Origin of the sequence: Vibrio sp. CCUG 15886, from assembly GCF_028570825.1 — a bacterium.
GTDB lineage: Bacteria > Pseudomonadota > Gammaproteobacteria > Enterobacterales > Vibrionaceae > Vibrio > Vibrio vulnificus_B.
The window spans coordinates 1,038,441-1,062,778 of record NZ_JAQQBT010000001.1 but is presented as its reverse complement, the minus strand read 5'-3'; the positions used below and the strand labels follow the sequence as shown (position 1 = coordinate 1,062,778).

At 47.2% G+C, this 24,338-nt stretch carries 19 protein-coding genes; 10 read left to right on the top strand and 9 right to left on the bottom strand.

Annotation, left to right across the window (positions count from 1 at the left end; all coding sequences use genetic code 11):
• Window positions 1-85: 85 nt before the first annotated feature.
• A complete protein-coding gene (locus PQQ36_RS04495; RefSeq protein ID WP_045622971.1) occupies window positions 86-2,236 on the bottom strand; it encodes an ATP-binding protein in 2,151 nt (716 codons plus the stop codon).
• A gap of 8 nt (window positions 2,237-2,244) precedes the next feature.
• Window positions 2,245-2,769 (bottom strand): molybdopterin-dependent oxidoreductase, encoded by a 525-nt coding sequence (locus tag PQQ36_RS04490; protein WP_011152641.1) that lies wholly within the window; start codon window positions 2,767-2,769, stop codon window positions 2,245-2,247.
• Between the two features lie 399 nt (window positions 2,770-3,168).
• On the opposite strand from PQQ36_RS04490, the gene PQQ36_RS04485 reads away from it, so the two are divergent.
• The 6 genes from PQQ36_RS04485 to PQQ36_RS04460 all read left to right on the top strand — a co-directional run bounded on the left by PQQ36_RS04485 (window position 3,169) and on the right by PQQ36_RS04460 (window position 13,151).
• Window positions 3,169-4,329: an efflux RND transporter periplasmic adaptor subunit gene (locus PQQ36_RS04485; RefSeq protein ID WP_011152639.1), complete on the top strand. Its 1,161-nt coding sequence runs from the start codon at window positions 3,169-3,171 to the stop codon at window positions 4,327-4,329.
• An 11-nt stretch (window positions 4,330-4,340) separates the two neighbouring features.
• Window positions 4,341-7,478, top strand: a complete 3,138-nt coding sequence (locus PQQ36_RS04480) for an efflux RND transporter permease subunit (protein WP_225470402.1) — start codon at window positions 4,341-4,343, stop codon at window positions 7,476-7,478.
• A gap of 347 nt (window positions 7,479-7,825) precedes the next feature.
• The gene (locus PQQ36_RS04475; RefSeq protein WP_011152636.1) at window positions 7,826-8,095 is read left to right on the top strand and encodes a hypothetical protein; all 270 of its coding nucleotides are present in this window, start codon (window positions 7,826-7,828) and stop codon (window positions 8,093-8,095) included.
• A 519-nt stretch (window positions 8,096-8,614) separates the two neighbouring features.
• Window positions 8,615-10,228, top strand: a complete 1,614-nt coding sequence (locus PQQ36_RS04470; RefSeq protein ID WP_273660405.1) for a mechanosensitive ion channel family protein — start codon at window positions 8,615-8,617, stop codon at window positions 10,226-10,228.
• 59 nt (window positions 10,229-10,287) lie between these two features.
• Window positions 10,288-10,791: a GNAT family N-acetyltransferase gene (locus tag PQQ36_RS04465; RefSeq protein WP_011152634.1), complete on the top strand. Its 504-nt coding sequence runs from the start codon at window positions 10,288-10,290 to the stop codon at window positions 10,789-10,791.
• Window positions 10,792-10,931: 140 nt separating this feature from the next.
• Window positions 10,932-13,151: an esterase-like activity of phytase family protein gene (locus tag PQQ36_RS04460; protein ID WP_225470401.1), complete on the top strand. Its 2,220-nt coding sequence runs from the start codon at window positions 10,932-10,934 to the stop codon at window positions 13,149-13,151.
• Between the two features lie 93 nt (window positions 13,152-13,244).
• Here PQQ36_RS04460 and PQQ36_RS04455 read toward each other — a convergent pair whose 3' ends face one another.
• The 7 genes from PQQ36_RS04455 to kdgR form a co-directional block, all read right to left on the bottom strand.
• Complete coding sequence (locus PQQ36_RS04455) at window positions 13,245-13,841, bottom strand: mechanosensitive ion channel family protein (protein ID WP_225470400.1); 597 nt, start codon at window positions 13,839-13,841, stop codon at window positions 13,245-13,247.
• 104 nt (window positions 13,842-13,945) lie between these two features.
• Window positions 13,946-15,478 carry a bifunctional GNAT family N-acetyltransferase/carbon-nitrogen hydrolase family protein gene (locus PQQ36_RS04450; RefSeq protein WP_011081830.1) on the bottom strand — a complete coding sequence of 511 codons (1,533 nt, stop codon included), beginning with the start codon at window positions 15,476-15,478 and terminating at the stop codon, window positions 13,946-13,948.
• An 83-nt stretch (window positions 15,479-15,561) separates the two neighbouring features.
• Window positions 15,562-15,957 (bottom strand): ACT domain-containing protein, encoded by a 396-nt coding sequence (locus PQQ36_RS04445; RefSeq protein ID WP_011081829.1) that lies wholly within the window; start codon window positions 15,955-15,957, stop codon window positions 15,562-15,564.
• Window positions 15,958-16,125: 168 nt separating this feature from the next.
• Entirely contained in the window at window positions 16,126-17,580 is a 1,455-nt protein-coding gene (locus PQQ36_RS04440; RefSeq protein ID WP_047111048.1) for a DUF3360 family protein, read from the bottom strand.
• Between the two features lie 635 nt (window positions 17,581-18,215).
• Window positions 18,216-18,932, bottom strand: coding sequence for an exonuclease domain-containing protein (locus tag PQQ36_RS04435; RefSeq protein ID WP_045619429.1), 717 nt, complete (start codon window positions 18,930-18,932; stop codon window positions 18,216-18,218).
• Window positions 18,933-18,935: 3 nt separating this feature from the next.
• Entirely contained in the window at window positions 18,936-20,801 is a 1,866-nt protein-coding gene (locus tag PQQ36_RS04430; RefSeq protein WP_273660403.1) for a DUF294 nucleotidyltransferase-like domain-containing protein, read from the bottom strand.
• Window positions 20,802-20,881: 80 nt separating this feature from the next.
• Window positions 20,882-21,664: a DNA-binding transcriptional regulator KdgR gene (gene kdgR, locus PQQ36_RS04425; protein ID WP_011081825.1), complete on the bottom strand. Its 783-nt coding sequence runs from the start codon at window positions 21,662-21,664 to the stop codon at window positions 20,882-20,884.
• Window positions 21,665-21,925: 261 nt separating this feature from the next.
• Between kdgR and kduD the strand changes: the two genes are divergently transcribed.
• From kduD to PQQ36_RS04405, 4 genes are read left to right on the top strand one after another with little or no spacing between them, the layout of a single operon-like run.
• A complete protein-coding gene (gene kduD, locus PQQ36_RS04420; RefSeq protein WP_011081824.1) occupies window positions 21,926-22,687 on the top strand; it encodes a 2-dehydro-3-deoxy-D-gluconate 5-dehydrogenase KduD in 762 nt (253 codons plus the stop codon).
• Window positions 22,688-22,702: 15 nt separating this feature from the next.
• Window positions 22,703-23,215: a YgjV family protein gene (locus PQQ36_RS04415; RefSeq protein WP_011081823.1), complete on the top strand. Its 513-nt coding sequence runs from the start codon at window positions 22,703-22,705 to the stop codon at window positions 23,213-23,215.
• Between the two features lie 20 nt (window positions 23,216-23,235).
• Complete coding sequence (locus tag PQQ36_RS04410; protein WP_011152624.1) at window positions 23,236-23,556, top strand: cupin domain-containing protein; 321 nt, start codon at window positions 23,236-23,238, stop codon at window positions 23,554-23,556.
• A gap of 40 nt (window positions 23,557-23,596) precedes the next feature.
• Window positions 23,597-24,232 (top strand): RpiB/LacA/LacB family sugar-phosphate isomerase, encoded by a 636-nt coding sequence (locus tag PQQ36_RS04405; protein ID WP_015728301.1) that lies wholly within the window; start codon window positions 23,597-23,599, stop codon window positions 24,230-24,232.
• Window positions 24,233-24,338: the final 106 nt, after the last annotated feature.

Genomic DNA, 24,338 nt, shown 5'->3' with positions numbered 1-24,338 from the left:
GCTGCGGTTGTTACAAGCTCTGTAATAACAGAGAGTCGAAGGCTTATAAAAACAGAGAAATGGCGAAACGACGAAAAGTTTGTTGTTAAACTGTGCGGCTTTTCACTGTGTTTGTGAGGCAATGAGTTTCGATCACGCTCTGTAATGCGTCAACATTAAAGGGTTTTGCGAGAATATCGTCAAAACCCGCCTGTCGATACTTTTTCTCATCTTCTTCAAACACGTTTGCCGTTACCGCTATGATCATCGCCCCTTTGGCGAGTTGCTCTGCTTGAATCACTTTCATCGCTTGCAAGCCATCCATCACTGGCATTTGAATGTCCATCAACACCAAGTCGTAGGCTTGTTTTCTCATCCGTGCTAAGGCTTCTTCACCGTTATTGGCCATATCGGGAACAATGCCTAAGCGAGCCAGAAAGTGCGTCGCGACCAACTGATTAATATGAACATCTTCTACCAGCAAGACCTGCAAATCCAAGTAGGTTTTGTGAGGCATGGTGATGGTGGCTAACGATGGGGTAGGCTTGCCAAGGAGCAGTTCATACATTCGATAAGAAACATACGGCTTGCTGAGGTACTCCACTTTTGCACTGCTTTCGAGATTCTGCTGCTGTTCGATATCGGTGATCACCAGCAGTTTTCGCCCCCCAGCCTCCTCGTATAAGGTGGGAAGAATATTCGCGATAAGACGTTGATTGTGATGGTAATACACAAAATAAGACTCGGTATGATCCGCCAATAAAGCCAATCGGTTTACATCGTGTTGGATAGTGCTGTAATACTCACTGCCATCATTATGGACCAAAATATCACTCGGACATGGTGGTTTGGGTTCAAAGTGCGGTGCATGCAATAGGGGCAGAGTTAATGATAAGGTCACGTGGGTGCCTCGATTGAGTTCACTTTCTATGCGTAATGTGCCTTGCATGAGATTGGTCAGTTTTTGGCAAATCGCCAACCCGAGCCCCGTGCCGCCGTATTTTCGTGTGGTTGAATCGTCGGCTTGGACAAACTCGTCAAACACCTTTTGCAACTGCGCTTCTGAAATGCCAATGCCAGTGTCAGACACGCAGATTTGCAGCACCGAGTTAGGGCCACGATTTTGCACGGTGAACGCTACTTTAATCTGCCCTTCATGAGTGAATTTGATCGCGTTTGAACAGAGATTGCTGATGATTTGGAACAGGCGCAGTGGATCGCCGTAGAAAATCATGTCGCAATCTTGAGGTGTGATGATAAAGCTCTCTACCCCCGGTGTCTGGGTTCGCTCGTGAAACAACACGCGAGTGTCATCAACAATGTCTTTCAGTGAGAATTCCACTTGTTCCAATGTCAGCTTGCCAGAGTCGATTTTGCTGATGTCCAAAATATCGTTCATCAAAGCAAGCAGATGTTTGCCCGAGCGATGGATCAGATCGATGTACTCGCGAATTTGTTCGCTGGCATTGAGATAATGGTCGGTGTCGCTTAAACCGATGATGGCATTCAGTGGCGTGCGTACTTCGTGAGAAATGTTGGCGAGAAATTTGGATTTGGTTTCTGCACTCGCCTCGGCGGCGCGCTTCGCTTCTTGCATATCGAGGGATTGCTGTTGCGTAAAACGAGTGAGCCGCACTTGATCGATATAGAGTTTGAAGACTAGCGCAATGATCAAAATAGAAACAAAGAGAATAGCCAAATAGTACCAATGCTGTTGATGATAAAACTGCTCTCGGGTCAGTAGGAAGTCACTCTGATTGTGTTCAACCTGCAAAATAACTTCCGAGGTGTAGGTATTCCAGCGGTCATAGAGCGCGTCGATTTCGCTAATTAAACTTGGCATCACGGCTTCAGCTGAAGTCACCTCTTTTAAGGCGGCGACTCGGGAGGTCAATTGATGTAGCCCTTGGGTCATGGCATCCAGTTGCGCAAAATCACCGTAATCAGAATGAAGCTCAATGGTGGCGTGACTTCTCAGATCATTTTCAATGCTCGCACGCATAATGCGTGTACGGATTTGCGTTTTCTGCAAGTTGGCAGCAGACGGCTCGACTAAGAAATCTTGCAGCGAACTTTTGATGTGCAGCAGCTTGGTTTTTGCGCCTAAATTGTTGTTCACGATCGACACATACGGCGCCATTGCTTGGCTGGTCATGTTTTGATAGGAAAAGAAGGCAGCGGCGATAAGGAAAAACAGTGCGCTACCTAGCGTCACTAGGAGAATAGCAAGGATGGGTAACTTACTGTTCTGCTTCATCAATTTCCTCATTCCACTTTGATTTCACGGACTTGCCAAACGGAGCGATTGTAGTAAAGGTCAAAGCGTAACTCAGGGTTATCACTAAAGGGATACACCACAAATAGCGGGCCTTTATCGTCAATCGTCATGATTTTGCCATTTTCGTGCGTGGCGAGGATTACGGAGTAATTGGTCACATCCTCGATTGGAATAGTGGCGACGTAATCATCCCACGCTATCACAATCAACTCGCTGCCTTTTGCACCGACATAACTCAGCAGATCCGACAGCCGTGGGCCTTGGTATTGATAAACGGAAGCGACAACATGATTGTCAGTTTGAATGGTCACTTGCTCAAAAGAAGTGAGCGTTTCTCTATCAAGCACAAAGCCATCCGGAGAGTTGCGGTTGTCAATGTTGCCACTGATGGTCAGTAAAACTTCACCCTGGGGAGGAGGGTAAATTTGTGCCAAACACAATGTTGGGAGCAGAGCGAGTATCCCGATTTGCCAAGCAAATTTCATTGTCATCTCCAGCGATGCATAAACCATTCATACCTTTGAAAATAGGTTATAAAAAGCCGCCTTTCAAACCGACTCTGATGCTTATTGAACGAGAAAATGCCCAAAGTCATGGTGACGTCAGGGTGAAGATGCGTTTGGCAAATATGACCAAAAGTGAGCGATATTCGCGCCAATTATTTTTATTTTGAATGCTTTGTTTTATAAGTGATTGAAAAATAGCGAAATAACATTTGGCACAAAAATTGTTACAAAAAGGGAATTTCAAGGTATTTACGCTGTCTATCTTTTGAGTTTTTGATATGAATCTTGCCTATTGAAGTGTGTTCGGCAAGTGGATTTGAGATCGAATCGAAGAGAGAAACGTAAAACATAACAATACCTCGCTGGCGTGACGTTTTAGCGAGATAAATAAAACACAGAATAAGGATGCTCATGTTACACAATGTCGCTCGTTGGATTTTACCTGTCGCCCTGTTGGGGGGCGGATACGTTGCTTATCAAGCCATCGCTGCATCGGGGCCGGAAACAGACGATAAAAAAGAGGCTGTGGCCGAAACCATTGTCGAAACGGCCCCACTGTTCCCAACGGAACACAAGGTGATGATCACCAGTCATGGCGAGTTGGTGCCTTTTGAAACGACCCGTTTGTCTGCGCAAGTCTCTGGTGAGGTGGTGTCTTGGCACCCGAACTTTGTCACGGGGGGAATTGTAAAGCGTGGAGAGGTGCTGTTTTCCATTGAATCGGATAACTACCAAGCGGCTGTGTTACAAGCCGAAGCAGAGTTAGCGTCGGCAAAAGCGGCGTTGATCGAGGAAAAAGCGAAAGCGAAAGTTGCTGAGCGCCAAGCCAAAAACCTGAACGACAAACAAGTGTCTGATCTCTATTTGCGTAAGCCACAATTGCTCAGTGCGGAAGCGCAGGTGAAATCGGCACTGGCGTCGCTCAAACGAGCAGAGCGCGATCTGGAAAACTGTAAGGTGGTCGCCCCGTACGACGCGTTAGTCGTCTCACGACAAATAGGGGTTGGCCAATTTATTTCCGCGGGCAGTGAAGTTGCGCTACTCAACAATATTGAAGCGGCTGAAATTCATATTCCTATTGCTGGTTTTGACAGTACTTTCTTGCCTGAAAAACTGTCGAACATTCGTGCCACCATCCGTTTGCAGGGGCTTCGCCAAGTCGAACGAGAGGGCAACATTGACCGTGACTTAGCGATGATTGATTCCGCCACACGCATGATCAACGTTGTGGTTCGTATTGATGACCCGTATGGCATTAATTCGCAAAAGCCTGCGATCAAGTTCGGCTCCTACGTGGAGGTGCAATTTGCAGGCAAAGAGCTCAAACACATCTATCGCTTGCCGCAAGAACTGGTTAGCAACCGCACGGTTTGGGTCGTGAACGAGGAAAACCAGCTCTATCCAAGAACCGTCAATGTATTGCGTTCAGAAGGTGAATTTGTCCTGATTTCAGAGGGTATTGAGCAGAGCGATAAACTGGTGCTCACGGTGCCGGAATATCCACAAAAAGGCATGTCGGTAAAGCTCTCTCAGGCAAAAAACGCTGACGCAGCAAATCAAGGCTAAAGGAGCGCAGGATGGAATCTAACCAACAGCGCGGCCTTATCAGCTATTTCGCGCACAACTCAGTGGCGGCCAACTTACTGATGGTGTTCATCATCATCATGGGGATCGTCAGTTTCTTTTTCATTCAACGTCAGATGTTTCCGAACATTGAAGTGAATTACATCAATGTTAGCGCTAGCTATCCGGGTGCTTCTCCGCAAGAGATTGAAGAGAGCATTTTGCTCAAGATGGAAGAGTCACTCAAAGACGTGACGGGTATCAAGCAAGCCGTTTCTACCGCCTCGCGCGGCAATGCGCATATCTCATTGGAGATCAACGTCAAAGCCGACATCAAAGAGGTGTTGGATGATGTGAAACAGAGAATCAGCACCATTGCGAGCTTTCCGAAAGGCATGGAGCCCGTCAACATCTATCAATATGAGTTTCGCCAAGATGTGATTGAACTGTCGTTAGTTGGAGATCGGCCACTGGAAGAGCTCAAACCGATCGCGAAGAAGATCGAAGATGAGCTGCTGCAATTGCAAAACGTCATGCTGGTGGAGTTGAGTGCGCCAGAAGAGGAAATTGCGATTGAAGTGGATCCGCTAGTGCTGCGCAAATATGACCTGACCTTAAACGACGTAACTAACGCGATTCGCCGCTATTCCGCGAACTACTCCGCGGGTGAAGTGAGCACGAGCGCTGGCATGATTGCCGTGAGGATTGAAAACCAGTACTACAAAGGGGAAGAGTTTCGCAATATTCCCGTTAAGTTAGGGGCCAATGGCGCGAAAGTCTTACTGCAAGACATTGCGACCATAAAAGATGGCTTTACCGAAGCTGAGCGTTACTTCCAGTTTTCGGGGCAAAATGCGATTTATCTGTCGGTGAAGGCGACCAAAGATCAGGACATGATCCCAGTCGCTGAATCGGTCAAAGCTTACATTGCGCATAAAAATGAGCTGCTACCCGATGATTTGCAAATCAAAACACTGGTCGACATGACTTATTACTTGCAAGGGCGTTTGGACATGATGCTGAAAAACCTCCTGCAAGGGGCCGTTTTAGTTGCCATCATGTTGAGTATTTTCTTGCGTGTGCGCTTAGCGTTGTGGGTAATGATTGGCTTGCCCGTTTGTTTCCTTGGTGCGGTGATGGTGATGCCTTTTATTGGCGTGACGATCAACATCGTTTCACTGTTTGCCTTCATTATGGTGCTGGGCATTGTGGTGGATGATGCGATTGTCATAGGCGAAAGCGCCTACAGTGAAATCGAGAAAAAGGGCGGTGGCGTTGACAATGTCATCACTGGGGTGAAAAAGGTGGCAACACCCGCGACTTTTGGCGTCCTCACCACCATTGCGGTGTTCGCCCCATTTTTGATGTCATCAGGCCCTGAGCGCGCGTTTTTTGTCGGCATTGCGGCGGTTGTGATGCTCTGCCTTATTTTCAGCTTGATTGAGTCTAAATTGATACTTCCAGCTCACTTAGCGCACACCAAATTTAGCCCCATCAAAGCAGATGGCTGGCGTGCTCGCTTCAATACACGTTTTTTTGGTTTCGTGAATGGGCCTTACCAGCGCTTTGTGCGCAAATGCACTCATTGGCGTTGGAGTGTGATGGCGTTTTTTGTGGTTTTATTGGTGATCAGTGTTGGTTTGGTCACTTCCAATCATGTTCGCATCATCATGAACCCGAAAGTGCCGACGGATTTTCCTGCGGTGACGGTGAAAATGAACGACAACGTTTCCAGTGAGCAGACCATTGAAGCGTTGAAACAGATTGAGCAAGTGATCAACGAGGTTGAAGAGGAGACCATCGCGCAACATGGACGTGGCATGATACGCGACATGCTTTCATACAACCGAGGACGCACCGAAGGGCGCATAGTCGTGCCATTGGTGGATGAAGAGCTTCGCCCATTTAATACCTTTGAACTGTCAAGAATGTGGCGTGAAAAACTGCCCACGCTCGCGGGGGTAAAAAGCCTCACTATTCGTGATGCCACCAACAGTGGCGATGATGGTGATGAATTTGGCTATCGCCTCTTTGGCACGGATATTGAGCAACTCAATGCCGCTGGGCGTTACCTGATCACGCGTTTGCAGGAGCAAAATGGCCTGTTTGATATCTCCTCAAGCATTGATTCAGGAAGTAAAGAAGTACTGCTCTCTCTGGCTCCTGTGGCTTATGACTTAGGCTTAGATCTCACCATGATTGCTGAACAAGTTGGTGGCAGTTTTTATGGCGGCGAAGCACAACGTTTTATCCGCGATGGAGAAGAGCTGAAGGTGATGGTGCGTTATCCGAAATTGACGCGTGAGGCGTTTGCCTCACTTCGTTACGCGGTGATCACAACGCCCACTGGCAAGAAAGTGATGCTCGGTGATGTCGTGACCATTGATGAGCAGCCGGGCGTGAGCAGCATTCGTCGTGAGCAAGGCTACAAAACCGTTTATGTTTATGGCTCCATCGATGAAGAAGTCGTTGAACCAAACGAAGTGGTGAAAACCGTACGGGAGTCATTATTACCTGAATTGAAAGAGAAATTCCCTGGCGTCCGAACGGAGCTTGGTGGCAGCATTGAGGAGCAGCAAGCGCAGCGTAATGAGCAGATCATTTTCTTTGTCGCGGGGATGATCATTGTTTATATCTTGCTGGCAGTACCACTGAAGAGTTATACCCAGCCGTTGATAGTGATGTCGGTTATTCCGTTTAGTCTCACTGGGGCCATTTGGGGTCATTACTGGTTAGGTCTCGATATCAGTATGATGTCCACATTCGGCCTCATTGCGGCTGCGGGGGTCGTGATCAATGACTCTCTGGTCATGACGGATTATGTCAACCAAGTGCGCCGTGAAGGAATGTCGATCAAAGATGCGGTGGTGCAGGCGGGTTGCGCACGTTTTCGCGCAATCACACTGACCTCGATCACCACCTTTGTTGGGGTGTTACCGATCATGTTCGAAACCAGCTTGCAGGCGAGATTTGTCATTCCAATGGCTGTCGCTCTGGGGTTTGCAGTGCTCTTTGCTACCTTGCTGACGCTGGTGTTAGTGCCATGTCTTTACTTGATCTTGGAAGACATTAAACATCTGCTCGGCAAAGTATGGCGTGGTCTCTGCTATCCATGGCGACGCTTCTCCTCACTGCGTAAAGCGAACGCTTAAGGCTGATTTATCATTATCCCATGCCGCTGACGAGCGGCATTTTTTATGCCTTGCGTTTTACGGTGAGCACAAAGTGACAACAGCCTCTACGCTTTAGATAGCACCACAAAAAAGATCATCAGCATGTGAATCAGCAGGTAGAACACTTTGTGAGCATCACCGATGCAAAAGTGAGTTGGAAACAATTGGTAAAATTTGCACACAGTTTGTAAATTTCGCCAACGCTTCGATTGATTGATATTTTGCATGACTGTAAGTGATTGATATGTATTGTTTATAAAATTGGCACGCATAGTGCAATCTAGAATGCAGTTGGTAATAAAAATCCAAAGCGTGAGGAAATAAATATGAAACGTTCAATTCTCTTCGTTCCTAGTCTGATTGCAATCCTTGCAGCATCGTCCGTAGTACAGGCTAATTCCCTTGAAACAACTCAATGGAGTGAAGAACTGAAATACGACATGAGTGCCATGAAAAAAGAAGCGATCGTCAGCATTAACCAAGAGAATGCAAAAGCGATTGAAGAGCGTGACGCTAAACTCGTGAAGCACATTAAAGAAGAACAAGAACAGTTAGTGCACATTAAGTGTCAGAAAGTGGATCAAACTAAGTCGTAATGGATTTGGTTGTTCTTCGCCTCTAATGTAATGCGTTTTTGTAAGACGTAAATGTTGAGGTACAGGCAAAAAGAAAGCCCACGTATAGGCTGTTACGTGGGCAAAAAGGGCACCATATTTGGTGTGTCTATTCATTTTGGAGATGGTCGCCAAAAAATCCATTTTGTTCCTGTCAAGAAGCTTTCAAGGGATTGGACGCTTCGAATCAGTCTGACCAGCGCTGTGTAAAGTAACACCTTTGTTACCTTTGTTAAAATGTAAATTCAGTAATCATAGATTCCAGAATTGTTGAAATTATGCTTACTTTATATGTGGATTTTACGTTTAATCATACGAATATCATGTTCATATTTTTCAATTTATTTTCATTTTTAATGAAAAGTGCACATTAACTTGCGTGCATTTTGTCTCTTGCGACGCGTGAAGATGGCAATTCATTAACATTATTAACTATTTCTGGTCAGCGCGAGATTGCAACTATAAAATTCGCCTGTGAATGCTAACCCAAATGGATGTGACATGGTTTTGAACGCGCTTAGAGTGCTACTCCTCGTTATTGGCTTTTTTTCTCCTATTGTTCAAGCGATCCCGAGCAGTTTATTGCTCAATATGACGGAAGAGGCGAGCAGCGCTCCGGCCGCAACAGACGCAAATCTGACTTTGCCTTATCAGTATAAAGACCCTTTACAGCGTGATACGCCCCGTGGTGCTCTAAATGGTTTTTTGGTGGCCGCTTATGCGCAAGATTATGCGAAAGCCGCTAAATACCTTGATATGCGTTACTTACCTTCTCATCTAAATCCTCAGCAAGGGGCAGAATATGCTCGGCAGTTGCATGCGATAATTGAGCGCAATGTCTGGATCAACTTACAAGACATCAGTGATTCGCCTGCGGGTGCCGATGATGATTTTTTGCCTGAGTATCGTGACTCTTTTGGCGTGATCACCATTAAAGACGCCGAAATTACCTTGTTGCTGCAGCAAGTACCGAGCAAAAGCCTGGGGAAAATTTGGAAAGTGTCGAACGCGACCGTCACCATGGTTCCCAAATTATATGAAGAGTTGGGTTATGGGCCACTGAGTGAATGGTTCATCGACAACGTGCCACGTGGGTACCTTTTCAAACTGAATCTGTGGGAGATTGCGCTGCTTTCGGCTTATCTTGGCGCCTCCTTTTTAGTCATCACGCCATTTGCCCTGCTCGCGAGCTGGCTTGTTCGCCGCAGTAAAATGAAGATGAAAGATGATCTGGCTAATTTGTTGTCCGGGCCTTTACTGTTTTTCCTTGCACTAGGGTTGGATCACTCTCTGCTCTCAAACACCACCTTAACCGTGACAGCGCGGGAGCTAATCGATAATGGGTATCTCTTTTTCCTCGCCAGTTTGTGGCTAGGTTGGGCGTTGATTGGTCTGCTGCAATACGCGATGCGTGAGCGGCTAATCGACAAAGGCAACAAGCAAAGCGCAGCGATGGTCAGGCCATTTCTCACTTTCTTCCGCATTATCTTGTTGGTGTTTGCGGTACTGTCATGGATGGAATACCACAGCTTCAATGCAACGGCGTTGTTGGCTGGTATGGGAGTTGGTGGCGTGGCACTGGCGCTGGCATCGAAACAGTCATTAGAGAACTTCATTGGCACCATGACGCTCTACTCTGCGGCGCCAGTGAAAGTGGGGAACCTGTGTAGCTTTGGCGGCATCCGAGGCACCGTTGAAGAGATTGGTTTACGCTGCACCCGAGTGCGTACTATTGACCGCACAGTGATTCACGTGCCCAACGCAAAACTGGCGGAAATGGAGATCGAAAACATCTCCGAGCGAGAGAAAATTCGCTTTAAAACCGATATTCGTTTGGATTACTGCACCACCACAGCACAGTTGAAAACCATCATCGAAGAGATCAAAGCGCTGCTGGAAAATCACGAAAAAGTGGATAAAAAACCGTTGCGAGTCACCTTTCGAGGCTTTGGTGCGCATGGGTTGGAAATCAACGTGTTTGCCTACATTGGCAGCAAAAGTTTGCCCGTCTACCAAGTGGCTGCGCAGGAGCTACACTTAGGCATAATGGAAATTGTAGAGAACAATGGTTCTCGTATTGTGCCTGCCACGTTTGAGGCACAAGCGCTGCCTTAGTTTTTGTTCGCAATAGAGCTTATTGAGGGAGCTCAATAAGCTCGTTGGAGACTGCATCGGTGTCGATTCACTATCAACTTCATCCCAATTCTGCTCAGTTGCTTGAGGCACAAGCTCATCTGAACACCTTGCCGAACGCGAAGCGACTGATGACCCCCATTAATCTTGCTCACGATTACTGCGTGGCAGTGGCGCTGGATGGTGAACAAGTGATTGCTGTTGCGACGATCAAAACTCTGACTCAGCCAACCATCGGTGAAATTGGCCATTTGTATGTCTTACCTGAGTATCAGGGGCGAGGTATTGCCAAGCGCCTGACTCAAATGCGCATCGATTATGCCCGTGAGCAAGGTTTGGCCCTGTTATACGCGGTGATCAAACCGGAGAACTTGGCGTCGAACCAAAACTTAATGAAGTTGGGATTCGAACACTTTGGGCGCTTCTCTAACCTGCGCAATAGCGGACTTTGCTTTGATTGGTATTATTTAGCGCTCAGCCATGAGCTTGACACGCTTGCCGTCATGTCGTCATTAACCCACCCTCGTCAACGTCTCTCACACTGAATCATCACTGTTTTCATCACAGAGTGTGCCACGCCTTTAAGATTGCAACTGGTCATCATAAAAATGCCATCATATGCTCACGCATTTGTCATAAATTCCCGCTACGGTAGCGTCATTTTCTCATTGATAAGGATATTTATATGGCTCATCTATTTCCACGCTCGTTGCTGCGACAAAGTGTCACGGCGGCGATGTTTTTGGGGGCTTCATTGACCACGTTCGCGAGTGCAGCAGAAGGGTCTAGCACCACCGAAAGCTTTAAGCGTATTGCCAGTTTTGCCGTGGCAGACAACCTACCTGCGAGGTTTGATAAGCAAAAAACAACGTCTGCGGAAATTATTACGGTAACACCTGATGGCAACACGCTGATCTATTCTGACAGCCCACTGGGTGGCATTGGTTTTGTCGATATTAAACAAGCCGATCAGCCCAAAGCGGCGGGTTTTCTCTCACTCAACGGTGAGCCCACTTCGGTGGCTGCGTTTGATAATTGGGCCATCGCTGGCGTGAATACCTCGAAAAGTTATACGCAACCTTCTGGTTACTTAGCGGTGGTATCTGTAAACAGCCGTAAAATCACCGACCAGTGTGATTTAGGTGGTCAGCCAGATTCGGTGGCCGTGTCGAAAGATGGTCAGTTTATTGCAGTAGCGATCGAAAACGAACGCGACGAGGAGCTGAACGATGGCGCTCTGCCACAACTGCCAGCAGGTTATTTGGTCATCTTGCAGACCAAACAAGGCAAACCAGATTGCCAAAGCGCCAAACGTGTTGAGTTAACGGGCTTAGCGACCATTGGTGCTGATGATCCGGAACCCGAATTTGTTGCATTTAACGATGCCAACCAAATCGCCGTCACTTTGCAAGAGAACAACCATATGGTGATCGTTGATGCGGCGAGCGCAAAAGTGCTTAATCATTTCTCCGCAGGCAGTGTGGATCTTACCCAGATTGATGTGAAGAAAGAGGGGGCGCTGACCTTCACGGGTGAGCAAAAAGGCGTACGCCGCGAGCCGGATGCGGTGAAATGGTTAGACAACGAGCGCTTAGTGATTGCCAACGAAGGCGATTATCAAGGCGGAGCGCGTGGTTTTACCATCTTCAACCAGCGTGGCGATGTGTTATTCGAAAGTGGCGCATCGTTTGAGCATCAAGTGATACGTGCGGGCCATTATCCTGAAAAACGTTCTGGTAAAAAAGGCATTGAACCAGAAGGGTTGGAGGTCGCGACCTTTAACGGCCAGCGTTATATCTTTGTGCTCTCCGAACGGGGTTCGGTAGTGGGCGTGTATAAAGACACTGGGCGTGAACCGCAGTGGTTACAGTTGTTGCCTTCAGGTATTGCGCCAGAATCCGCCATTGCCATTCCGCAGCGCAATCTATTGGTGACCGCCAATGAAGCCGATTTGGTGGAAGACGGCGGCGCTCGATCTCATGTGATGATCTATCAATTATCGTCAGGGGTGGCCAATTATCCGCAAATTGTCTCAGCCAATGACAAAAATAACGCGCCAATTGGTTGGGGAGCATTATCTGGGCTGGTGGCGGATAGCCAAAAGGCCGCGACTTTCTACGCAGTGAATGACAGCTTTTACTCTGCTCAGCCAACCATCTTCACTATTGATGCTTTTGCTCAGCCTGCAGTGATTAGGCAGGCATTAAGAGTGACCGAGAATGGAAAAGCAGCCGAAAAACTCGACCTCGAAGGGATCACCACCGATGGAAAGGGCGGCTTCTGGCTAGCTTCTGAAGGCAATGAGAAAAAAGCGATTCCACACGCACTGGTGCATGTTAACGCGCAGGGGGAAGTGATGGAGCGAGTATTGTTCCCTCAAGAGCTACTCAAGCACCAAACGCGCTATGGCGCAGAAGGCATTACACGCGTTGACGATGTATTGTGGATTGCGTTGCAGCGACCGTGGAAAGATGATGCGAAAAACACCACTAAATTGCTGAGCTATAACACTAAAACTCGCCAGTGGGGCGCAGTGAGTTATCCGCTAGAGCAGAGTGATAAAGGCTGGGTCGGCTTGTCTGAAATTACGGCGTATCAAGGCAATCTCTATGTCATTGAACGTGATAATCAGCTTGGCAAGCAGGCGAAGATCAAACGTTTGTACCGTGTCTCACTCGCCGATCTTAAGCCAGTAGAACTTGGTTCTCCTTTGCCTGTCGCACAAAAAGAGATGGTGTACGATTTTCTGCAGCATCTCAAAGCCAGCAAGGGATATGTCACCGATAAAATTGAAGGTTTCGCGATTGATGTGAATGGCCACGGCTACGCGGTAACTGACAATGATGGTGTGGATGACAGCAGTGGTGAGACGCTATTTTTCAAACTGACCAAGACGTTCAACTAACCCAATAGCACAATGAAAAAGCCCCATTCTCGGCCGATAAATCGACGACACGAGAATGGGGCTTTATTTTTGGTGTATCGGCAAGGTTGCGCGTTACTTCTTCTTGATTCGTGTGTACAAACGAGCGGTTGATTTGGCGTTTTGTGGCGGTTTTTGCCCTAACTTAAGCACCGCTTTTTGCAGCATCAAGTTATTGGGGTAGGTGATCACATGGCCATTATCGTGTTTGATCAGCACATGGAACATGCTGATATCGAGAATTTCCCCACTGATGTCTTCATCTTTCTCCACCACTTTGATTCGATCGCCCACTTTGTATGGGAAGACGAAAAAGATCAAAAAACTGGCGGTGACATTGCTCAGGATTGACCACTGAGCAATGAAGGCGACCCCTAAGACCGCAAAGATGGAAGAGAGGAACAGCGACACATCGCCGTATCCGATTCCTGCGGTCACCGAAAAAATCGAGGCGAACAGGAACAGCAACGCGGTGTTAAACGCTCGTTGAATAAAGCTTTGCCTTGCCTTATTGACGCCCTTTGAGAGGGCTAAATTGGCCACCGCACGGTTGGTGATTTTTTTGACAACCTGATACGCGGCGAGCAGCACCAGCGCCATAAGGAGTTTAAAGAGAAAGGAGTCAGAAGGAATGTACTGACTCCACTGTTCAAAATTAATCCACTGATTCATCAAGCTGTTACTCATTGGTTTGTTGAGCGTTTTTATAACCTATTTATGCTAAAGCACCAATAAAAAAGAGCAATCATCACAAGTGTCAATGGCTTGGTTTGTATCTATTCTTTTTTCTGAGTGAATCCACCATAAAGATCCATTCGTCGATGACGTAAGTTGGTCACTGAGCCTTCCATGTTCAGTTGCTTGAGTTTATCCAAATCCACATCGGCAAAAATGATCATTTCCGTATTTGGGCTTGCTTCTGCAATGGTGGCATCGTGTGGGAAGAACACGTCTGAAGGTGAGAACACTGCCGATTGAGCGTATTGGATATCGACGTTATCGACCCTAGGCAGGTTGCCAACACTACCACCAATGGCGACATAACATTCATTTTCAATCGCGCGCGCTTGGGAGCAAATTCTCACACGTTGATAACCATTTTTGGTATCCGTCCAGAACGGAACAAAAATGATCTGCACGCCTTGTTCAGCCAGCATACGTCCGAGCTCGGGAAACTCACTGTCATAACAAATCAAAATCCCAATACGTCCCGCATCGGTGTCAAACACCGAAACTTTGTCGCCGCCATCAATAACCCAGTCTCGTTGTTCATGTGGGGTAATGTGGATTTTATGTTGGGACTCAATCGTGCCATCACGACGAAGCAAGTAAGAGATGTTGTAAAGCTGGCCGTTTTCTAAAACAGGCATGCTGCCTGCGATGATATTAATGTTGTAGGTCACGGCAAGTTGAGACATGGTCAGTTTGACACGCTCAGAGAACGAGGCGAGGAAGCGAATCGCTTCAACAGAGTTTTGATCTTCTGCCAATCCCATTAAAGGCGCGTTAAAGAACTCCGGAAAGAGTGCGAAATCCGCTTTGTATTTTGACAGCGAATCAATAAAAAACTCCGCCTGATCCAACAAGTCTTCCAAATCGTTCACCATGCGCATTTGCCACTGCACAATGCCGATACGAACAATCGTTTTCTCGATGTCATGAACGGAATAGACGTCTTCTTCATAAAAGAAGTTGTCCCATTCCAGTAACGTTGCGTAACCGTGTGAGCTGTCATCTTCGGGAAGATAATGGCGCATGATGCGCTTCACATCGAAATCGTTTGAGAGCTGAAATGAGAGTATTGGGTCATGAAGCTCTTTGCGTGAGACTTTTTCTATGTACTCTGCCACAGGCAGTTTTCCGCCGTATGGCTTGTATCCGGGAATTCGACCACCCGCCAAGATGGCTTTGAGGTTATTGCTTCGACACAGCTCTTTTCGCGCTTCATACAGTCTTCGACCCAAACGTAGCCCGCGATAATCCGGGTGAACAAATACGTCGAGGCCATACAAGGCATCACCATTTGATTTGTGTTGTATTACATTGTTTTCATTGATGATATCGGTATATACATGGGGGAGAGAGAAGCGGTTATAATCCACTTTGATGGTGAGCGCTGCCGCAATGATTTTACCGGAATCCTCTATGCAGATTTGTCCATCAGGGAACTGATGAATGAGATCCATTATGGTCATTCTTGGCCAAGCCCCGCCGACGTCGTGAAAAACCAAATCCATTAAACTGGCCACTTGCTCGTAATCACTTTTTTTCAATATGCGTAATGAAAGCTTTGGGGTGGGTGTCTTCATATATCCTTATCCTGAATAACCGTTTTTTATACTCTAACATTATCGCAACGGTTTTTTCAAAGCGGGGGCTTTGGCGAATTTTTCTACGCAGTCAACTCAGTGAGTGCGCTCATTGCCTCGTGAGCTTTTCCTTTTGGTACAAAAATATGGTCGTGATAATAACCTGCAATCACGTTGGCGCTAATGCCATAACTGGCTAGCTTGCTGGCAAAAGCGGCGGTTAGCCCGACGGCTTCTAAGCTTGAATGGACAGTGAGGGTAATCAAACAAAAACGGCTATCGGTAGTCAATCCGGCTTGTTCGGCTTGCTGAGCTTCGAGCACCAAAGTGAGCCCTTCTTGCTCACGAAACGTTGCGATGGGGTCAAGGTGTAGATAGTCCTTAAGTGGACCATCGACGGTGCAAAAAACATAGTCGCCCTCAACCAATTGTGGAGACATCGATTGAAGTAGGTGCTGTAAATCGGTAATGCCGGTCATGATCTTTCCTTGTATTGCGTGACGAAATATGCGTCACCGCAGCATAGGAAGCAAAAGAGAGGAAGTCTATTGAATCAAACTAATGGCGGATCAGTTTGGCTAATCTGATGGAGCATTCAGAAAGAAAAAGATCCGCCCTTTGAGCGGATCTTTCGGCAAAAACCAGCATTAAAGAAGTGCAGGAATGCCCGGTAATTGACCAACAGCGGCTAACGCGCCAACACAAACCAATACGGTTGCGAGTGGAATGCCTAAACGGTCAGTGCGGTTTAACGTTTCGCTGCGCTCGCGGTTGCCAATGAGGCCCGTATTGTCGAGCAGCATGGTAATTGCCCAACCGAAAACGGGGTTAACCAGCGCACAAGCAAACATACAAATCCCCGCACTTTGCGAGTTACGAGCGTTACGTACCATCTGCATGCCCGCTTCCAGTAGCGGCAGGAATACGCCCACCAACAGAGCAACGCGCAGTACCGGTTCCCACATCGCCAGATCCATCGGATAGCCCAGCACAGCCGCAACGATACACAGAATACCCGTAAGCAGAGCGCCTCCTGGGATGGGGCGTTTGGCAATCGCTGCTGGGATCATGTACGTTCCCCAAGACGATGCGAGGTTACCGCCACCAAGGCCAGCACCAATGATCTGACGAATTGAACAAACCGTCATGGTGTCGTCCACATCCATCAGTGCATCTTTGGCGGTTTTCGGGTAGTTCAGTTCTTGGAAAACGCGGTGGCCAAGAAAATCGGGTGACCACATGGCGACAGCCAAAATCGCGAAAGGAATCACCGCAATGTAGTGCTCAAACTCAGGCCAACCTAACTGCCAACCTGTCTCTTCGCCCCACCAGTAGAATGGGCTCATGTTCGGTAAGCCAGGCTCTGTGGTGAACTCAAACGGCACGCCCATTAGGTAGGAAACCACGCCTGCAATCAGCGAGCACAATGGGATCGCCAACCAGCGTTTTTCAATTTTCGCCAAATAGGCGTAGATCACTATGGTGGTGGAGATGACCACAAATGAGACCGACTCCATGCCAGAGGTCACTGACCAGCTTTCAAATTTGCTCAGTTGGCTAATCAGTCCCACCGCGCCTAAATAAATCAGCAATCCACCGCGAACCCCTTCACCGGTTAAGCGAACCAGTTTTGAGCCGCCTTTGGTGGCGCTGAGGATCAAACCAAACACGCCAACCATGATGCCTAGAGCGAGTGGGTGTCCGCCCGCTGCGGCAACAAGTGGAATCAATGGAATCATGGGCCCGTGCGTGCCGGCTAAGTTGGCTCTAGGGTTTAAAATCGCGGAAAAAAAGATAACAAACAAAAGACCCGCGATGATCAACTCATAGCGTACGTTTTCAGCAACAAATTCAGGGGAAAGGCCAAATTGGGCGGCGAAAGCGGCCACCATTGCGGTGACCATCACCACTTTACCAATAGTGGCTGCAATAGCGGGCACCCAGTCTTCAATTTCAATACCAAAGTCGCGGAAAGGCAGATGTACACGCCATTTTTTAAAGGAGAGAATATTCAGTTCATGTTCTAAGTATTCCGATCGAGTAGAAAACTCGTTCGCCTTGCGACGACGAGACTGATAGCTAGATGATTCGTGTTGGCTCATGGTTTCTCCATAATAAATCCTTTTTGACTGATTTATTATTAGAGGCCGATGGCAAAATTATTTTTGACATGAATCATTATTTATTTCGCATTCATGTATTGAAGTTAATTAAATCGAGCCAGTGCACATTTTCAATAAAACAGAGTATGAAACCTATTTATGAGAGTGTCTTTACATTTCAAATACATGATATTTAAATTGTTTTTATTATCTCCGTTTCATATATTTTTGAAACTTTGCGAAATTATAAATTGTTGTTTTAATTTAACTTTTATGTAATTGGCGTGATTTCTCATAAACAGTGCGACATTATTGTTAAATAAGAACATATCTCTATTAAGTAATTCATATATGGTATTTAAATCTGAAAGTGGGAAATAAATATATTCTTACATTTTGTATGGTTATTTAAGTTTGAGGCAAAACAAAAATCATCCTTTAGAAACGTTAATCCCCCATTGGGTATAACATCTTGGAATAATTAACGTTTGCAGTGTGTCTTTTCCAAAGTGATTGGTTGTTGCAGGTCGCTGTAAGGCAATGGCAGATTTGCGCTGCCGTCGACTTTTTTCTAAGAGCAAGAGATGGTGCTTAATACCCACGAGCATGGATAAACAGCGTGATTGGGTTTGACGTTATATGGAGCACAAAACCGTGTTTAACTGCCGTTGTTTATTCAGATCGAGTTTTTTGCTTTGCACGATAAACAACTCCGCACAGGCCAAGGCATCACTGGCGGCCGAATGAGAATGGTAATCGGGTAAGTGATAACAACGACGTAAATCGTCAAGTTGAAAACTGCTGCGTTGGCCGCTTTTCCCTGCGTAGCTAAAGCGCTTTTCAATTTGCAGTGTATCCACGAAGTGGCAAGGCAATTTGGCAAGCTGAAAATGTTGTTGAGCAAAGGCTTGGAGAAAACCTTGTTCAATGATTGCGCTGTGCGCGAGCAGAACTTTGCCTTGCGCACGTTCAAATAAACGCATCATCCCTTGCTCTAGCGAGCAACCTTGCTCCAGCGCCTGTGGCGTTAGGCCATTAATGCGCGCAGATTCGGCTTTAATGTACGCGCCATGGTTGAGCAGGATCTCTTCTGCGCTTGAGAGGTTAATACCTTCGAGCGTCAAATCCACCATACCGATGGACAGTATTTTATCGTGCTTTGCGTCAAGCCCAGTGGTTTCAAAATCCAAAGCAAGAAACGAGACTTGATGAAGTGGCGTCTCTTGTGCAATGAGCGGCGCATTCAGGTAGTTTTGCAGCGCTTCGGGCCACGCCGATTCAACGACGATCTGTTGGCGTATCTGTTCTTGGCTGGGCATGGTGTCCCAGCGCTTGAACCATTTCTTTATCATCATCTAGCCTTTAACAAACTTCAGTTTGGCGACATCTTGCAACTCGCTGATGATCTTAAAGGCATCTTTGAGGTGTTTGCGTTCAAAGCTGCTGATTTCATCCGGAGAGATATGATTGTCGGGTGTTTTTCCTGCCAAAATGGCATTCAACTGATGACGAAAACGTACCTGAGTAATGAAACGATAGGCGCCAATGATGTTGTCGCAACTGCCTTTTGATAGGGTGCCGTGTTCGACCGCAAAACGGAACCGCTCTTCGGTGCCGGTTAGGGAACCACCTGCGGCCAAGCTGAAAATACGCGCTAGATCGATGATGAGATTAAGTGCGTATTTCTTGATGTTTAACGTGTTGCTGTTTTGGCCGCCTTTTTCGAGCACCAAATGGTTAAAAATGCCCAATGGCGGTTGAGTGTCGATCGCATCGCGCACCAAAGCAGGAATAAAACTCGGACTTTGCTGAATGCAATGGTGTAGATGCTGTTGGATCTGCTCCACCAATTCACGGCTGCCGTGAATTGAGCGAACTTCTAAGAACACACTGATGGAGAGCAGTTTGTTGTATTCCGGGCTTGCCACCCACTTTTGGTAATACTCTTTCCAACGTGAGACAGGCTGGCACCATTTGGGAGACGCCGCCATGTATTTGCCATCGCAGAGCGGATAGCCGCACGCAGCGAGCCCATTACACACGCGCATCGCCAAATGGGTAAAGTAGAGCTTGTGTTCTTCGGTCGCGTCGTCGGAAAGGACGATAGCACTGTCTTGATCCGAGAGCATGTGCACTTCATTGCGCGCGTGCGACCCCGCCACCATCCAAGCGTAATCGCATGGAGGCGCGCCCAGCACTTCTTCATTGAGTTGGATAATGCGACGGGTAAAGGCATCCATGATCATCGACATCACTTTGCCTTGGATTTCCGCGCTGACGCCACTTTCGACCAATGCTTGGAAAATGGTTTGGCGCTCTTCTTTTAACGCCGCCAGCGCGTTCAGCGAACTGGCGTATTTGATTTTCTCAATCAAAAACAGCGATTGGGTGCGGTGGTTGTGTACCAAATGTGTGGTTGTCAGCAAGCCGGCCACTTTACCGTGGTTCACGACAGGTAAGCAGCGAATGTTGTATTGCAGCATAAGGGAGATCGCTTGGATCACTTTGGCATCGCTTTCGATCAATACTGGATTCAGCGTCATAACGCTTTCAATGCGCTCACTGACATCTTTTTCTTTCGCTACCACGGAGGCCGTCATATCGCGGTCGGTCACCAAACCGACAATGTCATTGCCATCCATCACCACTGCGCAAGAGCTGCGCTGTTTACCGCACATGGCAAGGGCGACATCCCGAATCGAATCCGTCACCTGCACGGTGGCGATGTTTTCGCTGGCGATCTCTCCGACCGTGCGGAAAAACAGCCCTTTTTCTTCTTTCTGGCAGACGAAGTTGACCGCCGAACTCAAGCGCAGGTTAGCTTGCGCCGCGAAATAGTCGGCAAACTCAGGGTGCGAGTCGCACACTTTCTTCAGTTGGTGATGCGGGATCAAATAGAGCAGGGCATCTTCAATGGCTTCGGCTTGATAGCCATTTTCGGCATTATCGAGAGGGGCGAGGAAGGTAAAGCCAAACTGATCCTCGTGGCCGAGGCGAGCACGAAGATCGCCCGTTGGCGTGCGCTGTTCAATCGCGCCCGTGCGAATGATATAGAGATAACGCGTTTCGCAAAGTGAGCTAAAACTGATGGTTTCTCCCTTCACCAAATATTTGATCTGTACCGAATTGGCAAGGGATTCAACCAAAGCCTTTGGCAATTTATCAAACGGATCAATGCGGACTAGGAAATCAACAATGTTTGGAGTCACGGATGTGCCCATCGCTCACCTCTAAATTAAAACGGCGTTTCATCAATTGATATTGCGCCAAAAAAAGCAGCCCGAGGGCTGCTCGTCAATCATTAAGCAGGGTAGCTGTGGTAGCCAAGCTGCTCAGAAACGTTCTTACCCGCTTGATGAAGCAGACCCACATAGTAATCTTTGCGCTCTTCATCAAAACGAATGGTTGGGAATGAAATAGATACTGCCGCAATGATTTGACCAAAACGATCATAAATCGGAGCCGCGATACAACGTAAACCCGGTTCTTGCTCTTCGTTATCTTCTGCAAAATGCTGTTCACGCACTTTCGCCAGTTCTTCAAGCACTTGTTCCGTGTTTTCTAGTGTTTTTTCTGTATGTTTGATGAATTCAACATCGGCAAGAGATTCACGGATAAAGCTCTCTTCACGTTCGGAAAGCAACACTTTGCCAATAGCAGTACTGTAAAGAGGGTTACGACGGCCAATGCGCGATTGCATGCGCAGGTTGTAACCGGAATCAATCTTATGGATGTAGATGATCGCGTTTTCATCGAGTGCACCCAAGTGAAGCGCTTCATTGGTCAGTTGAGAGATTTGGCGCATTTCTTTGTCGGCCAATTCGATCAGATCAACGTATTCCAGTGAGCGAGCACCCAGCTCAAACACTTTTAAAGTGAGTGAATACTTATCCGCTTCGCCTTCTTGAGAAACATACCCAAGTGACTTCATGGTTTGTAAAAAGCGGTAAGTGGTTGCCTTAGACATCATAAGACGTTGCGACAATTCTGATACGCCAATAGCTTTCTGCTCACCCAGTGCTTGAAGGATGTGGAACACCTTCATCACTGACGAAACAGCTTCTGGCTGTGTCGACTTTTCCATTGTTTTCCCTTCTTTAGTTGTGTTTTTTGCCATTATATCGTTGATTTTCTGTATCACCACTATTTTTAAAATACCTTTTCATAATTTTGAAACCGCTCACTTAGTTCGTTTTAGTAAAACAAGACATTCATCAATATTTTTGAAACGTCTTTTCAAAAATATTTGCGAGCGTGGCCATTTTGCTGTTATGTTTGCCCTACCACAGTGAACAACAACCAAAACGTCGGTTCACTTCATTCAGTATTCTAGAGGATGCATTACATGATTCTTGATTCATTTAGCTTGCAAGGCAAAGTAGCAGTCGTCACGGGGTGTGACACCGGTTTAGGTCAAGGCATGGCGCTGGGTTTAGCAAAGGCAGGTTGCGATATCGTTGGTGTGAACATCAGTGAACCAACAGAAACAATGGAAAAAATCCAAGCGACGGGACGTAAGTTCGTCGATATCCGCGCTAACCTAATGAAACTAGATGATATTCCTTCAATCGTTGATCGCGCAGTGACTGAGCTTGGCCGCATCGACATTTTGGTGAACAACGCAGGCATCATCCGCCGCAACGACGCGATCGAGTTCTCTGAGCAAGATTGGGATGACGTTATGAACATCAACATCAAATCCGTGTTCTTTATGTCTCAAGCGGTAGCGAAACAATTTATTGCACAAGGCGAAGGCGGCAAGATCATCAACATCGCATCCATGCTTTCTTTCCAAGGTGGTATCCGCGTTCCTTCATACACTGCGTCTAAGAGTGGCGTAATGGGTGTGACTCGCCTTATGGCAAACGAGTGGGCAAAACACGGTATCAACGTGAATGCGATTGCACCGGGCTACATGGCAACCAACAACACAGCGGCACTGCGTGCTGATGAGCAACGTAACCAAGAAATCCTAGAGCGCATTCCTGCAAACCGTTGGGGCACACCGGAAGATTTGGCTGGTCCTTGTGTGTTCCTTGCGTCGAAAGCGTCTGACTACATTAACGGTTACACCGTTGCGGTAGATGGTGGCTGGCTATCACGCTAACCCAATTGTGAGAAGATGATGGTCGAGATTGATTTGGCACAAGCGTTAGGGTTTCTCAGTTTTGGTTTGGGAATCTCCACCTTTTACCAGAAAAATGACAGGCATTTGAAAATCCTAATGTTGGTGTTCAATCTCAATCATCTTCTCCATTTTTTGCTGCTAGGATCGATGGTATCTGCACTCAGTGCGCTGCTTTCTGCATTGCGCACCACCACCTCGATCTTTACCTCCTCGAGATGGGTAGCCGCATTTTTTATTGTCATCGGTGTTACTAGCGGCGTGTGGATGGCGCAACACTGGTGGGAATTATGGCCAATTCTAGGGACAGTGATTGGCACCTATTCATTATTCGTGTTGAACGGTATCCGCATGCGGATTGGTTTTCTGGTTGGAGCGACCTGCTGGTTAATCAATAACATTTTAGTGGGTTCCATTGGCGGCACCTTGTTAGAGATGACAGTGATCGCCACCAACCTCATCACGATTTATCGGTTACATCGGCAGCATTTGGTGCCGATTAACGAGTAAAACAGACAGATAGGTGAAGCATGTTTGTATTTAATCAAGACATTACGCTGGAAGATCTTGGCCAAGGCATTTCACGCAAAGTGCTGGCACACAGCGACAACATGATGTCGGTGGAAGTGCATTTTGAAACTGGCGCGATTGGTGCCATGCACTCACATCCCCATGAGCAATTGACTTATGTGTTATCGGGTGAGTTTGAATTCACCATTGGCGATGAGAAAAAAATCGTCAAAACAGGCGATACTATGTACAAAGAGCCAAACATCGAACATGGCTGTGTTTGTCTAGAAGCGGGTGTACTGATTGATACCTTCACCCCAATGCGTAAAGATTTCGTTTAAGATTTATTTTTGAATTGCGGTTTAACCGCGGGAGTAACAGATGAAAATTGCACTAATGATGGAAAACAGCCAAGCACCGAAAAACGCGATGGTTGCAGCAGAGCTTAACAGCGTAGCAGGTGGCCTAGGCCACGACGTATTCAACGTCGGCATGAAAGATGAAAATGACCATCACCTGACTTACATCCACCTAGGCATCATGGCAAGCATTCTACTGAACTCAAAAGCGGTAGACTTTGTGGTAACCGGTTGTGGCACTGGCCAAGGCGCAATGATGTCGAGCAACCTACACCCAGGCGTGGTATGTGGCTACTGCCTAGAGCCGTCGGATGCGTTTTTGTTCAACCAAATCAACAACGGCAATGCCATTTCTCTCGCGTTTGCAAAAGGTTTTGGCTGGGCAGGCGAGCTCAATGTTCGTTACATCTTCGAAAAAGCGTTCACTGGTAACCGTGGTGAAGGCTACCCAATCGAGCGTGCGGCACCACAGCAAGCGAATGCGGCGATCCTAAACAACGTAAAAGCAGCGGTTGCGAAAGATGTGGTTGAAGGCCTACGTGCAATTGACCAAGCGTTGGTGAAAACAGCGGTTGGCGGTGCACAATTCCAAGAGTGCTTCTTCGCAAACTGCCAAGTGCCAGAAATCGCCGAGTACGTACGCTCGCTGATCGACTAAGCACTCAGTCATCATTACTTTTTCGGGAACTAATACAAAGCCAGCAAATGCTGGCTTTTGTTTTTGGGAGAGGGGGAACTTGGTTAACTTGTCATTACACCAAAAT

What these genes read in the sequence shown, in the direction of transcription:
- PQQ36_RS04495 (WP_045622971.1), bottom strand. Translation starts at nt 2,236, where the DNA reads ATGAAGCAGAACAGTAAGTTACCCATCCTTGCTATTCTCCTAGTGACG.
- PQQ36_RS04490 (WP_011152641.1), bottom strand. Translation starts at nt 2,769, where the DNA reads ATGGTTTATGCATCGCTGGAGATGACAATGAAATTTGCTTGGCAAATC.
- PQQ36_RS04485 (WP_011152639.1), top strand. Translation starts at nt 3,169, where the DNA reads ATGCTCATGTTACACAATGTCGCTCGTTGGATTTTACCTGTCGCCCTG.
- PQQ36_RS04480 (WP_225470402.1), top strand. Translation starts at nt 4,341, where the DNA reads ATGGAATCTAACCAACAGCGCGGCCTTATCAGCTATTTCGCGCACAAC.
- PQQ36_RS04475 (WP_011152636.1), top strand. Translation starts at nt 7,826, where the DNA reads ATGAAACGTTCAATTCTCTTCGTTCCTAGTCTGATTGCAATCCTTGCA.
- PQQ36_RS04470 (WP_273660405.1), top strand. Translation starts at nt 8,615, where the DNA reads ATGGTTTTGAACGCGCTTAGAGTGCTACTCCTCGTTATTGGCTTTTTT.
- PQQ36_RS04460 (WP_225470401.1), top strand. Translation starts at nt 10,932, where the DNA reads ATGGCTCATCTATTTCCACGCTCGTTGCTGCGACAAAGTGTCACGGCG.
- PQQ36_RS04455 (WP_225470400.1), bottom strand. Translation starts at nt 13,841, where the DNA reads ATGAATCAGTGGATTAATTTTGAACAGTGGAGTCAGTACATTCCTTCT.
- PQQ36_RS04450 (WP_011081830.1), bottom strand. Translation starts at nt 15,478, where the DNA reads ATGAAGACACCCACCCCAAAGCTTTCATTACGCATATTGAAAAAAAGT.
- PQQ36_RS04445 (WP_011081829.1), bottom strand. Translation starts at nt 15,957, where the DNA reads ATGACCGGCATTACCGATTTACAGCACCTACTTCAATCGATGTCTCCA.
- PQQ36_RS04440 (WP_047111048.1), bottom strand. Translation starts at nt 17,580, where the DNA reads ATGAGCCAACACGAATCATCTAGCTATCAGTCTCGTCGTCGCAAGGCG.
- PQQ36_RS04435 (WP_045619429.1), bottom strand. Translation starts at nt 18,932, where the DNA reads ATGATAAAGAAATGGTTCAAGCGCTGGGACACCATGCCCAGCCAAGAA.
- PQQ36_RS04430 (WP_273660403.1), bottom strand. Translation starts at nt 20,801, where the DNA reads ATGGGCACATCCGTGACTCCAAACATTGTTGATTTCCTAGTCCGCATT.
- kdgR (WP_011081825.1), bottom strand. Translation starts at nt 21,664, where the DNA reads ATGGAAAAGTCGACACAGCCAGAAGCTGTTTCGTCAGTGATGAAGGTG.
- kduD (WP_011081824.1), top strand. Translation starts at nt 21,926, where the DNA reads ATGATTCTTGATTCATTTAGCTTGCAAGGCAAAGTAGCAGTCGTCACG.
- PQQ36_RS04415 (WP_011081823.1), top strand. Translation starts at nt 22,703, where the DNA reads ATGATGGTCGAGATTGATTTGGCACAAGCGTTAGGGTTTCTCAGTTTT.
- PQQ36_RS04410 (WP_011152624.1), top strand. Translation starts at nt 23,236, where the DNA reads ATGTTTGTATTTAATCAAGACATTACGCTGGAAGATCTTGGCCAAGGC.
- PQQ36_RS04405 (WP_015728301.1), top strand. Translation starts at nt 23,597, where the DNA reads ATGAAAATTGCACTAATGATGGAAAACAGCCAAGCACCGAAAAACGCG.